This window comes from Mycobacterium colombiense, from assembly GCF_001665835.1.
GTDB lineage: Bacteria > Actinomycetota > Actinomycetes > Mycobacteriales > Mycobacteriaceae > Mycobacterium > Mycobacterium colombiense_A.
Window position 1 is genome coordinate 67,534 of record NZ_LZSX01000025.1, and the last position, 12,023, is coordinate 79,556.

At 68.7% G+C, this 12,023-nt stretch carries 11 protein-coding genes; 3 read left to right on the forward strand and 8 right to left on the reverse strand.

All coding sequences use genetic code 11. The features are described from left to right. The first annotated feature begins 58 nt into the window (after positions 1 to 58). Complete coding sequence (locus A5760_RS04810) at positions 59 to 1,537, forward strand: amidase (RefSeq protein WP_064878184.1); 1,479 nt, start codon at positions 59 to 61, stop codon at positions 1,535 to 1,537. Positions 1,538 to 1,565: 28 nt separating this feature from the next. Continuing rightward, positions 1,566 to 3,023: an aminotransferase class I/II-fold pyridoxal phosphate-dependent enzyme gene (locus A5760_RS04815; protein ID WP_064878186.1), complete on the forward strand. Its 1,458-nt coding sequence runs from the start codon at positions 1,566 to 1,568 to the stop codon at positions 3,021 to 3,023. 153 nt (positions 3,024 to 3,176) lie between these two features. Here A5760_RS04815 and era read toward each other — a convergent pair whose 3' ends face one another. Genes era through hrcA form a run of 8 tightly spaced genes read right to left on the reverse strand, consistent with a single transcriptional unit; the run spans position 3,177 to position 11,435 of the window. Beyond that, a complete protein-coding gene (gene era / locus A5760_RS04820) occupies positions 3,177 to 4,076 on the reverse strand; it encodes a GTPase Era (RefSeq protein WP_064878190.1) in 900 nt (299 codons plus the stop codon). Then, positions 4,069 to 5,379, reverse strand: a complete 1,311-nt coding sequence (locus A5760_RS04825; RefSeq protein WP_064878192.1) for a hemolysin family protein — start codon at positions 5,377 to 5,379, stop codon at positions 4,069 to 4,071. The genes era and A5760_RS04825 overlap by 8 nt, the downstream gene beginning before the upstream one ends. 12 nt (positions 5,380 to 5,391) lie before the next feature. Next, complete coding sequence (locus tag A5760_RS04830) at positions 5,392 to 6,660, reverse strand: hypothetical protein (protein WP_064878193.1); 1,269 nt, start codon at positions 6,658 to 6,660, stop codon at positions 5,392 to 5,394. Further along, positions 6,657 to 7,190: an rRNA maturation RNase YbeY gene (ybeY, locus tag A5760_RS04835; protein ID WP_064878195.1), complete on the reverse strand. Its 534-nt coding sequence runs from the start codon at positions 7,188 to 7,190 to the stop codon at positions 6,657 to 6,659. Before ybeY ends, A5760_RS04830 begins: the two co-directional genes overlap by 4 nt. A 19-nt stretch (positions 7,191 to 7,209) precedes the next feature. Then, a complete protein-coding gene (locus A5760_RS04840; RefSeq protein ID WP_064878197.1) occupies positions 7,210 to 8,268 on the reverse strand; it encodes a PhoH family protein in 1,059 nt (352 codons plus the stop codon). A gap of 56 nt (positions 8,269 to 8,324) precedes the next feature. Then, positions 8,325 to 9,173, reverse strand: a complete 849-nt coding sequence (locus tag A5760_RS04845; RefSeq protein WP_064878199.1) for a 16S rRNA (uracil(1498)-N(3))-methyltransferase — start codon at positions 9,171 to 9,173, stop codon at positions 8,325 to 8,327. Positions 9,174 to 9,196: 23 nt separating this feature from the next. Next, the gene (gene dnaJ / locus A5760_RS04850; RefSeq protein ID WP_064878201.1) at positions 9,197 to 10,345 is read right to left on the reverse strand and encodes a molecular chaperone DnaJ; all 1,149 of its coding nucleotides are present in this window, start codon (positions 10,343 to 10,345) and stop codon (positions 9,197 to 9,199) included. 58 nt (positions 10,346 to 10,403) lie between these two features. Next, complete coding sequence (gene hrcA, locus A5760_RS04855) at positions 10,404 to 11,435, reverse strand: heat-inducible transcriptional repressor HrcA (RefSeq protein WP_064878203.1); 1,032 nt, start codon at positions 11,433 to 11,435, stop codon at positions 10,404 to 10,406. Between the two features lie 248 nt (positions 11,436 to 11,683). Here hrcA and A5760_RS04860 point away from each other — a divergent pair, with 248 nt between their 5' ends. Next, the gene (locus A5760_RS04860) at positions 11,684 to 11,998 is read left to right on the forward strand and encodes a type II toxin-antitoxin system VapB family antitoxin (protein ID WP_064878205.1); all 315 of its coding nucleotides are present in this window, start codon (positions 11,684 to 11,686) and stop codon (positions 11,996 to 11,998) included. Positions 11,999 to 12,023: the final 25 nt, after the last annotated feature.

Here is a 12,023-nt window from a genome sequence, read left to right on the forward strand (position 1 = left end):
AATAGTTTTGCACCCCGCCGCGACATTACGGGTATCCGCGCCGTTAGTCTCGTACCCCGTGATTGGCGCTTCTGGGTCGGGTCCTGGGTCCATTTCCGGATCCGGCCACCGGCGCCTGCCCACACTCACTGACCTGCTCTATCAGCTGGCCAGTCGTTCAGTGACATCCACCACCCTGGTGGGTCGCTCCTTGCACGCCATTCACGCCAGCCAGCCCACGCTGAACGCCTTCCGGGTGGTGCTCACCGAGTCGGCGCTGGCCGACGCGGCGGAGGCCGACCGGCGCCGCGCGGCCGGTGACACCGCCCCGTTGCTGGGGGTCCCGATCGCCGTCAAAGACGACGTCGACATCGCCGGGGTGCCCACCGCCTTCGGGACCGAGGGGTCGGTCGCCCCCGCCACGCACGACGCCGAGGTGGTGCGCCGCCTCAAGGCGGCCGGCGCGGTGATCGTCGGCAAGACGAACACCTGCGAACTCGGGCAATGGCCGTTCACCAGCGGCCCCGGCTTCGGGCATACCCGCAACCCCTGGTCGCGCCGGCACACCCCCGGCGGATCGTCGGGCGGCAGCGCCGCCGCGGTGGCCGCCGGACTGGTCACCGCCGCGATCGGCTCCGACGGCGCCGGCAGCATCCGGATTCCGGCGGCGTGGACGCACCTGGTGGGCATCAAGCCGCAGCGCGGACGCATCTCGACCTGGCCGTTGCCGGAGGCGTTCAACGGCATCACGGTCAACGGCGTGCTGGCCCGGACCGTGGCCGATGCGGCGCTGGTGCTCGACGCGGCGTCGGGCAACGTCGAGGGCGACCGGCACAAGCCGCCCCCGCTCACTGCGTCCGACTATGTGGGCAAGGCGCCCGGCCCGCTGAACATCGCGCTGTCCACCCGTTTCCCGTACACCGGCTTCCGGCCGAAGCTGCACCCGGAGATCCTGGCGGCGACGCGGGCCGTCGGGAAGCAACTCGAATTGCTCGGCCACACCGTGGTGCCCGGCAACCCCGACTACGGCATGCGGCTGTCCTGGGACTTCCTCGCCCGCTCCACCTCGGGCCTCCGCGATTGGGAGGAGCGGCTGGGCGACGGCGTCGTGCTGGACCCCCGCACCCTGTCCAACCTGCGCATGGGCGCGGTGCTGGGACAGGCGATCCTGCGCACCGCCCGCCGCCACGAAGCGGCCGACCAGCGCCGGGTGGGGTCGATCTTCGACATCGTCGACGTGGTGCTGGCGCCGACCACGGCGCAGCCGCCACCGCTGGCGCGCGCCTTCGACCGGTTGAGTGGCTTCGGCACGGACCGCGCCATGGTCGCGGCGTGCCCGCTGACGTTCCCGTGGAACGTACTGGGCTGGCCATCGATCAACGTGCCGGCGGGCTTCACCTCCGACGGCCTGCCGATCGGTGTGCAGCTGATGGGTCCGGCGAACAGCGAGGGCATGCTGATTTCGCTGGCCGCCGAGCTCGAGGCCGTCTGCGGATGGGCGAGCCAACAGCCCCAGTCATGGTGGGACCAGACCACCGATGCGCCCGGCGCCAATTAGCCACTGACAACCCGGGTACCCGTACGTCATGGACCAATCGACCGCTCCCCTGCTCGATGCGCTGGCCGATTATCGGAACCAGAACCGGTACGGATTCACCCCGCCAGGCCACCGGCAAGGCCGCGGCGCCGACGACCGGGTCCTGGCGGTCTTGGGCCGCGAGCCGTTCCTGGACGACGTGCTGGCCAGCGGCGGCCTGGACGACCGCAGAACCAGCAACGGATACCTCAAGCGCGCCGAAGACCTGATGGCCGAAGCCGTGGGCGCCGAGATCGCCTGGTTTTCCACCTGCGGCAGTTCACTATCGGTCAGGGCGGCGATGATGGCCGTCGCCGGTGGGGACGGCAGCCTCCTGGTCAGCCGCGACAGCCACAAGTCGATCGTGGCGGGGCTGATCTTCTCCGGCGTGCAGCCGCGCTGGATCACGCCGCAATGGGACGCCGAGCACCACTTTTCTCATCCGCCCTCACCGCAGCAGGTCGAGAAGGCCTGGGCCGAGCACCCCGACGCCTCCGGTGCGCTTGTCGTCAGTCCCAGCCCGTACGGCACCTGCGCCGACATCGCCGGCATCGCCGAGGTGTGCCATCGGCGGGGGAAGCCGTTGATCATCGATGAAGCGTGGGGCGCGCACCTGCCGTTCCATGAGGACCTGCCGACCTGGGCGATGGATGCGGGCGCGGACGTCTGTGTGGTGAGCGTGCACAAGATGGGCGCGGGTTTCGAGCAGGGCTCGGTGTTCCACGTGCAGGGCGACCTGATCGATCAGGAACGCCTTTCCGGTTGCGCTGATCTGCTGATGACGACCAGCCCCAATGTCCTGCTGTATGCGGCCATGGACGGGTGGCGCCGGCAGATGGTGCAGCATGGTCACGAATTACTGAGTGCCGCATTGGATTTGACACGGCAGGCGCGAGAGGAGATCGAACTCATCCCCGACGTGGAGGTGCTCGACGAGGAACTGCTCGGCGTGCAGGCCTCCCATGACCTCGACCGGATGCAGGTGCTGATCGACGTATCGGCCACGGGCACATCGGGTTACCAGGCCTCCGACTGGTTGCGCGCGAACGCGCACATCGACTTGGGCATGAGCGATCACCGTCGCATTCTGGCTACGTTGTCCATGGCTGACGACAAGGAGACGCTGGGACGTCTCACCGATGCGCTGCGGGCGTGGCGAACCGCGGCCGACGACTTCGAGCCGGCGCCGCGCATCGCGCTGCCCTCGCCGGCGGACCTGCAATTGGAAACCGTCGAACTGCCGCGGGACGCGTTCTTCGGGCGGGTCGAGGCGATACCCACCGAGAGCGCCGGCGGCCGGATCGCCGCCGAACAAATCACGCCCTATCCCCCGGGCATTCCCGCCGTCGTTCCCGGCGAGCGTCTCAACGATGCCGTGCTGGACTACCTGCGCTCGGGCGTCAACGCCGGCATGAACCTTCCCGACGCGGCCGACCCGTCGTTGCAGACGGTCCGGGTGCTGGCCTGACGAGGCGATCCAGCGCATTTCACATGAGCCACATGCGTCGCCTCTGCCTGGCATATGGTCTTTCCCAAATGCGCTAGCACCGGCGCTAGCACGAATGAAAGTCACCTATTGGTCGGGCGTGCGGCGGTCGGCCGCGCGGAACGGCTGTGACCGCTAAAAGCCCAGTCGGCCAAGCTGTTTGGGGTCGCTCTGCCAGTTCTTGGCAACCTTGACACGCAGGTCGAGGTAAATCTTGGTGCCCAGCAGCTTCTCGATCTGAGCGCGCGCGGCGGTGCCGACCTCCCGCAGCCGGGCACCACCCTTGCCGATGACGATCCCCTTCTGGCTGTCGCGTTCGACGTAGAGCAGGGCGTGCACGTCGATCAGGTCGTCGCGATCCTCCCGCGGATTGACCTCGTCGATGACCACCGCCAGCGAGTGCGGCAGCTCGTCCCGGACACCTTCCAGCGCGGCCTCCCGGATGAGCTCGGCCATCAGGACCTCTTCGGGTTCGTCGGTCAGTTCACCGTCGGGGTAGTACGCCGGGCCGGGCGGCAGCGCGGCGGCCAGCACGTCGATCAAGATGTCGACCTGCGCGCCGGTCACCGCCGACACCGGCACGATTTCGGCCGAGTCACCGACCAACTCGCTGACCGCCACCAACTGCGCGGCCACCCGGTCCTTGGGCGTCTTGTCGATTTTGGTGACGATGGCGACCAGCGTCGTCTTCGGTGCTGTCGCGCGGATCTGTTCGACGATCCACCGGTCTCCCGGACCGATCGCCTCATCCGCCGGGATGCACAGCCCGATCACGTCGACTTCGGAATAGGTATCGCGCACAAGGTCATTGAGCCGCTTGCCCAGCAGGGTGCGCGGCCGATGCAGGCCCGGCGTGTCGACCAGGATGATCTGAAAGTCGTCCCGGTGCACGATGCCGCGGATGGTGTGCCGGGTGGTCTGTGGCCGCATCGACGTGATCGCGACCTTGGTCCCGACGAGCGCGTTCGTCAGGGTCGATTTCCCGGTGTTGGGTCGACCGACGAAACATACGAAACCGGAACGGAATTCAGTCATGCTGCTCGGATTCCTCGCCATCGGATGAACCGTCTGATTCGGTCGGGCTGAGCAGGACGGTGTTGATCCGTACCCGGCCCCGGTGATCGGTGCCGCCTTCGGCCTGCAGCCGCAGACCGTGTGACACCACCTCGGCGCCCGGCAGCGGAAGCCGGCCCAATTCCAGGGCGAGCAGGCCGCCGACGGTGTCGACGTCGAGATCGTCGTCGAATTCCACGTCATACAGCTCGCCCAGGTCCTCGATCGGAAGCCGCGCCGACACCCGGAAGTGCTTGTCGCCCAGGTCTTCTACCGGTGCCGTCTCCGCCTGGTCGTACTCGTCGGCGATCTCGCCGACGATTTCTTCGAGCACGTCTTCAATGCTGACCAGGCCGGCGATCGCGCCGTACTCGTCGACGAGCAGCGCCATGTGGTTGCGGTCGCGCTGCATTTCCCGCAGCAGCGAGTCCAGGGGTTTGGAGTCGGGCACGAAGACCGCCGGCCGCATCACCTTCGACACCGGCGGGGTCCGGCCGCCGTCACCGGACAAAACCGTCTGCTGGACAAGGTCTTTCAAGTACACGACGCCGACGATGTCGTCGACGTTCTCGCCGATCACCGGGATGCGGGAATGCCCGCTGCGCACCGCCAGGTTGATGGCCTGGCTGGCGAACTTGTCGCTTTCGATCCAGATCATCTCGGTGCGCGGCACCATCACCTCGCGGGCCGGGGTGTCACCGAGTTCGAAGACCGACTGGATCATCCGGCGCTCTTCGGCGGCGACCACGCCGCGCTGCTGGGCCAGGTCGACGACCTCACGCAGCTCGATCTCGGAGGCGAACGGCCCGTTCCGCAGGCCTCGCCCGGGAGTGACCGCGTTACCCAGCACCACCAGCAACCGGCTGATCGGCATCAACAGCCACGAGATCGCCTGCAGCGGAAGCACCGTCGTCAACGCGATGGAGTAGGCGTTCTGCCTGCCGAGGGTGCGCGGCCCCACCCCCATCACGACGAAGCTGGTCACCACCATGATGGTTGCGGCGCCGAACAAGCCCCAGCGCAGCCCGAAGTTGTCGTAGAGGAACACCACCAGCAGCACGGTCGCGGTGATCTCGCAGGTGATCCGCAGCAGCACCACCAGGTTGATGTAGCGGGGCCGCTCCGACATCACCTTGGACAACGCCACCGCGCCGGGCCGCTCGTCGCGCACCAGCTCCTGAACCCGGGCCAGCGACACCGTGCTGATGGCCGCATCAATCGCCGCGAACAGTCCGCCCAGCGCGATCAGCGCGACTGCGCCGAGCAGCTCAGACCAGCCGGTCAATTGTCGACATACCTAGGTGTCAGCGTCCTGCTCCTCGGTCCGGCTCCGGCGAGCGAGCAGCCAGGCGATCAGGCACACCACGACCGCGAATCCACCGTAGCGCAGCGCCATAGTCCAGACGGACTGGTTGGCTTGACCGGGCTCCTGGTGGTGGACGGCGAGCAGCACCAAGAAGCTGCCATCGTCGGTCGGGCCGACGCCCGGCGTCGGCTGGGTCTTGATCACCCGGACCTGGGAGGGGGCGCTGGTGGAGTTGTCGATCTGCCCCCAGGCCAGGGTGGAGTCGTCGAGCAGGAAGGTGTCCTGGCCGCCCGCGGGTTGGCTGCCGTCGTGGCCCACCACCGACACGTGGCCCACTTCGACGGTCTCGCCCTTGGCGGGGACGAACACGGTGACGTTCTCGTACAGCTTCGGGGGCGCCGGCGGCTTGTAATCGGGCGGCGGCGGACCGTTGTACCCGTTCAGCGGTATCGAACCCCCGCCGTAGAAGCTGCCGGCCGCCACGTAACTGTCGCCGACCGCGGTGAACGGGACGACGCCGACGGTCGTCGTGTCGAGCACCATCCGCGCTCCGCGCGGCAGGTACGCCTGCTGGTAGCCGCCGTTGTAGAAGTAGCGGAACGTGATCGGCTGATTGAGCGGGTTGTAGATGGTCGGGCGGCGGTACGCGTCGTCGTAGTCGAGGTAGTCCCAGTGGCGCGGCCGGACGAACTTCTGGTCGTCAACCTTGAGGATGTCGACGTTGTCCCGGTGCGAACTCACGACGTTCTGCACCTGCTGGTCGAAATCGATCTGGGTGGGCGGCTTCGGCGGGTTGGCGGGGTCGACGCGCGTCACCGGCGCGGCCTTGGCGGCCGCGATCGCCAGCGACGGCGCATCCAGCCCGCGCGGCGGTGCCACCACCGGGGCGTTGCGTGGCGCGTCGGGCCCGGGCGGGTTGATCTCCAGCACCGGCACGTTCTGACCCGAGTTGGGCGGCGGGAGGACCAGCGGGTTCTGCGCCGGCGGCGGCATCGGCGGCGGCTCGTACACCGGGATGGGGACTTCGGGGGCCCGCGTGGGCGCGTTGCTCGCGGGCCCCTGCACCCCGCGGCGGTCCTCGTTGCACACGTTCGCCGTGTGATAGGCGTTCACGTAGAACATGCAGTGCTGGCAGGAGACGGGGTTGGATCCCGCGCCGGCGCACGGGGCCGCCTGCGCCGCCGGGGCGGAGGTGGCGACCAACACCGACAGCGGTGCGAACGCGATGGCGGCTGCCGCCAGGATCTTGAGTGGCCTCAATTGTCGAAATACCTTGACTTGTCGACCAATCGACGGTCCCGCTCCTCTTGGCGGTCCTGGCGGTAGGCCTCGACCTGATCGGCGACCCACTCTTCGAGCAGCCGGTCCTGCAGGGCGAACATCTCCTTCTCCTCGTCCGGCTCGCCGTGGTCGTAGCCGATCAGGTGAAGCACCCCGTGGATGGTCAGCAGCGCCAGCTCGTGCCCCAGGCTGTGCCCCGCCGAGGCGGCTTGGCCGGCCGCGAATTCCGGGCACAGCACGATGTCGCCCAGCATCGAGGGGCCCGGCTCGGGGGCATCCGGACGCCCACCGGGCTCGAGCTCGTCCATCGGAAAGCTCATCACGTCGGTCGGCCCGGGCAGGTCCATCCAGCGCATGTGCAGGTCGGCCATCGCGGCGGTGTCCAGCAGCACCATCGACAGCTCAGCCGCCGGGTTGACGTCCATCTTGGCGATGACGAACCGCGCGACGCTGATCAGCTCGGCTTCGGAGACGTCGATACCCGATTCGTTGGATACCTCGATGCTCATAAACCCGCTCACCGCACCATCATCGACGACCGCGCGAGCCCGTCGCCCGCCGCGACGCCCGGTTCATCGTCAGACCGGGCTCTTCAAACTTCGCATAGGCGTCCACGATCTCCGAGACCAGCCGGTGGCGGACCACGTCCACGCTGGTCAGCTCCGAGACGTGGATGTCTTCCACGCTGTCCAGGATTTCGATCGCCGAGCGCAGGCCCGACTTGGCGCCGCCCGGCAGGTCGACCTGCGTGATGTCGCCGGTGACAACGATCTTCGACCCGAAGCCGAGCCGGGTGAGGAACATCTTCATCTGCTCGGCGGTGGTGTTCTGCGCCTCGTCGAGGACGATGAACGCGGAATTGAGGGTGCGGCCACGCATGTAGGCCAGCGGCGCCACCTCGATGACCCCGGCGGTCATCAGTTTGGGGATCAGCTCGGGATCCATCATGTCGTACAGCGCGTCATACAACGGCCGCAGATACGGATCGATCTTCTCGCTGAGCGTGCCGGGCAAAAAGCCAAGGCGCTCACCGGCTTCCACGGCCGGGCGGGTCAGGATGATGCGGCTGACCTGTTTGGTCTGCAGGGCGTTCACCGCCTTGGCCATCGCCAGATAGGTCTTGCCGGTGCCGGCCGGGCCGACCCCGAAGACGATGGTGTTGGCGTCGATGGCGTCGACGTAGCGCTTCTGGTTGAGCGTCTTGGGCCGGATCGTCTTTCCGCGCCGCGACAGGATGTCCAGCGTCAGCACCTCGGCCGGTGACTCGTTGTCGGTGCCGGCCAGCATGGCGACGCTGTGCCGGACCACCTCCGGCGTCAACGACTGGCCCCCGGCGACGATGGCGATCAGCTCGGAGATCACCCGCTCGGCGAGCGCCACGTCGGCCGGCTCACCCGCGACGGTGACCGCGTTGCCACGCACGTGCAGGTCGGCATTGAGGCTGCGCTCCAGGGCCCGCAGGTTCTGGTCCGCCGAACCCAACAGGCCCATGACGACATCGGGCGGAACGTCGATGCTGCTGCGAACCTGAGCAGTGGCCGGGACGGCTCCGGCTGCGTCAGCAGCGCTGGTCTCGCGGGGCGTCACGTGGCTCTCGATGCCTGCTTTCTCGGCTTGTCGGTGGGTTGCTGGGCCGTCTCAGTCTACGCCGAGGGCCCGGGTTGGTCAGTGTTCAGCAACGTACTCGACGACGGTGTGGTGTCGCGAACCTGCAGCGTGAGGCCGTTTGCCGGGATCTCGCCGCGCCGGTCCCAACGCGGGGTCAGCACGCCGAGCGCGCCCAGGGCCACCGCCGCGGCGGTCGACGTCCGCAGCACCTGGGGACCGAGCCGCACCGCCACCGCGCCCGCGTCGGACAGCGCCGCAATCTCGTCGTCGGCGATCCCACCTTCTGGGCCGACGACGAGCAGCAGTGATTTCGCTTGTGCCAGCTCGATATCCGCGAGCCGGTCGGTGGCCGACTCATGCAAGGCCAGCGCCGTCGCGCCGGCGGCCACCTCGTCGCGAATCCGCCGCGTCAGCTCCACGGTGGACAGCACGCCGTCGACCGGCGGGATGTGCGCCCGGCGGGACTGCCGCGCCGCCGAACGGACGACGGCGCGCCACCGGCGCAGCCCCTTGTCGACCCGGTTGCCCTGCCAGTTGGCCACGCACCGCGCGGCCTGCCACGCCAGGAACGCGTCGGCGCCGGCTTCGGTGGCCAGCTCGATGGCCAGCTCCGAACGCTCCGACTTGGGCAGCGCCTGCACGATCGTCACGGCCGGGGATCCCGGCGGGACGCTCCAGCGCTCGAGCACCCGCGCGCGCAGACCGTCGCGCCCGGCGTGCTCCACCTCGCAGTGGGCCAAGGCTCCGGCGCCGTCGCCGAGCATGAGCCGCTCGCCGGGACGGATGCGTCGCACGGTGGCGGCGTGAAAGCCCTCGTCACCGCCCAGCACGGCGAGCGAGCCGGGCTGCGGCAGAGCATCGAGGTAGAACAGGGTCGCGACCATGTGCGCGCCTTCGCGGCTCCCGACTAGCGTCCGGTGAAGGTTTCGCGGAGCCGGCTGAACAGTCCGCCGCCGGCGTGGGTCGAGCGGACCTCGGGCACGTCGCGGCTGCGGCGCGTCTTGAGCTCGCGCAGCAATTCGGTGTCGCGGTGATCCAGCCGGGCCGGAACCACCACCTCGACGTGCACATGCAGATCGCCCCGGGTGCCGGACCGCAGGTGCGGCATGCCGTGGCCGCGCAGCGTGATGACCGACGCCGGTTGGGTGCCGGGCGGGATGGTGATCTCGCTGACGCCGTCCAGGATGGCGTCGACGGTGACGGTGGCGCCCAGCGCCGCGTCGACCATCGGCACCGAGACCGTGCAGTGCAGGTCGTCGCCCTCGCGGACGAAGACGTCGTGGGGCTGTTCGTGCACCTCGACGTACAGGTCACCGGCCGGCCCGCCGCCGGGCCCGACCTCGCCCTGGGCGGCGAGCCGCACGCGCATGCCGTCGCCGACACCGGCGGGGATCTTGACGCTGATCTCGCGGCGGGCCCGCACCCGGCCGTCGCCCATGCACTGGTGGCATGGGTCGGGGATGACGACGCCGACGCCACGGCAGGTGGGGCACGGCCGTGAGGTCATCACCTGTCCCAGCAGCGAGCGCTGCACCGTCTGGACCTCGCCGCGGCCACCGCAGGTGTCGCACGGCACCGGCGCCGAATCACCGTTGGTGCCCTTGCCCTGGCATCGGTCGCACAGCACCGCGGTGTCGACGGTGACCTGCTTGGTGACGCCGGTGGCGCACTCCTCGAGGTCGAGTCGCATCCGCAGCAGCGAGTCCGAGCCCGGCCGCACCCGCCCGATGGGGCCGCGGGAGGTCGCGCCGCCGCTGAAGCCGCCGCCGAAGAAGGCCTCGAACACGTCGCCCAGGCCGCCAAAGCCGGCCCCGAAGCCGCCGCCCGCCGCGGCCGCGCCCTCCATCGGGTCACCGCCCAGGTCGACGACCCGCCGCTTCTCGGGGTCGCTGAGCACCTCGTAGGCGACGGTGATCTCCTGGAATTTCGCCTGCGCGGCTTGGTCGGGGTTGACGTCGGGATGCAGTTCGCGCGCCATTTTGCGATACGCGCGCTTGATCTCCGCGTCGCTGGCGTTTCTGCTCACGCCGAGCAGCCCGTAGTAATCGCGTGCCACGCTTGACTCTCCTATACCTGGTCTTTACCCCGCGCCAACCGATCCTTCGGGTGCGCGTTCATCGAGCACCCAGGACTTCGCCGATATAAAGGGCAACCGCAGCAACGCTGGCGATAGTTCCCGGATAGTCCATCCGGGTGGGCCCCAGCACACCCATTCCCCCGTAAACGGTGTCGGACGTGCCGTAGGCGGTGGTGACCACGGAGGTGCCCAAAATCTGCTCGGCGGCCGTCTCGTGGCCGATGCGCACCGTCACTTTACCGGCTTCCTGCTGGGCGGCCAGCAACCGCAGCACCACCACCTGCTCTTCCAGCGCTTCCAGGATGGAGCGCAACGAGCCACCGAAATCGGCCGCGTTCCGGGTCAGGTTGGCGGTACCGCCCAGCAACAGGCGCTCTTCGGTGTGTTCGACGAGGGATTCCAGCAACACCGTCGCCGATCGGCCGACGGCGTCGCCCAGGCCGTCCGGGCTGCGCAGCTGTCCGGCGAGGTCGGCGACCGCGACCGAGGCGGCCGACAGCTTCTTGCCGACCAGCGCCTGGCCGAGCATCTCCCGCAGCTGAGAAAGTTCGTGGTCGTCGATGACGTCACCGAGTTCGACGACCCGCTGGTCGACCCGGCCCGAGTCGGTGATGACAACCATCAGCAGCCGCGCCGGGGTCAGGGCGATCACTTCGAGGTGGCGCACCGTCGACGACGACAGCGTGGGGTACTGCACCACGGCCACCTGCCGGGTCAGCTGCGACAGCAGCCGGACCGCCCGGCGCAGCACGTCGTCGAGGTCGACCCCGGACTCGAGGAAGCTCTGGATCGCGCGCCGTTCGGCCGAGGACAGGGGCTTGACGTCGTCGAGCCGGTCGACGAATTCGCGGTAGCCCTTCTCGGTGGGCACCCGCCCGGAACTGGTGTGCGGCTGGGCGATGTAGCCCTCGGCCTCGAGCACCGCCATGTCGTTGCGGACGGTGGCGGACGAGACGCCCAGGTTGTGGCGCTCCACCAACGCCTTGGAACCGATGGGTTCCTTGGTGGCGACGAAGTCGGCGACGATGGCGCGCAACACCTCAAACCGACGGTCATCGGCACTTCCCACCGGCCACCACCTCCTTCGATACCGTCTTGACCGGATTCATTTTACGGGCTCGGGCGGTGCCGATAGTTTTCAGCGGCGGTTCGGCGGACTCGGTGGCCGCGGGGATCACGGCCCGTCGTCGCCGCGAGGAAGGCGGGGGCGCTCGGCAGACTTTGTTCGCACGCGTCCGTGCTGACGAAAGTCGCTCCGGCTAGCCTTTTCAGAATGAACCGGTCGGGCCACAGCAATGAGCCGGGAAAGGTCGGCCGATGATTTTCAAGGGCGTACGCGACGGCAAGCCGTATCCCGAACACAACCTGTCCTACCGGGATTGGTCCCAGATACCGCCGCAGCAGATCCGGCTCGACGAATTGGTCACGACCACAACGGTGCTCGCACTGGACCGGCTGCTCTCCGAGGACTCCACCTTCTACGGCGATCTCTTCCCGCACGCGGTGCGGTGGAAGGGCATCACCTATCTCGAAGACGGCCTGCATCGTGCGGTGCGCGCCGCGCTGCGGAACCGCACCGTGCTGCACGCCCGGGTGTTTGACATGGATATGCCGCTGCGCGCGCCCGGGTAGTTGTCACGTTCGGGCCTCGCCGCGT

Coding starts and splice junctions, on each gene's coding strand:
- A5760_RS04815 (WP_064878186.1), top strand. CDS start 1,566: ATGGACCAATCGACCGCTCCCCTGCTCGATGCGCTGGCCGATTATCGG.
- era (WP_064878190.1), bottom strand. CDS start 4,076: ATGACTGAATTCCGTTCCGGTTTCGTATGTTTCGTCGGTCGACCCAAC.
- ybeY (WP_064878195.1), bottom strand. CDS start 7,190: ATGAGCATCGAGGTATCCAACGAATCGGGTATCGACGTCTCCGAAGCC.
- A5760_RS04845 (WP_064878199.1), bottom strand. CDS start 9,173: ATGGTCGCGACCCTGTTCTACCTCGATGCTCTGCCGCAGCCCGGCTCG.
- A5760_RS04860 (WP_064878205.1), top strand. CDS start 11,684: ATGATTTTCAAGGGCGTACGCGACGGCAAGCCGTATCCCGAACACAAC.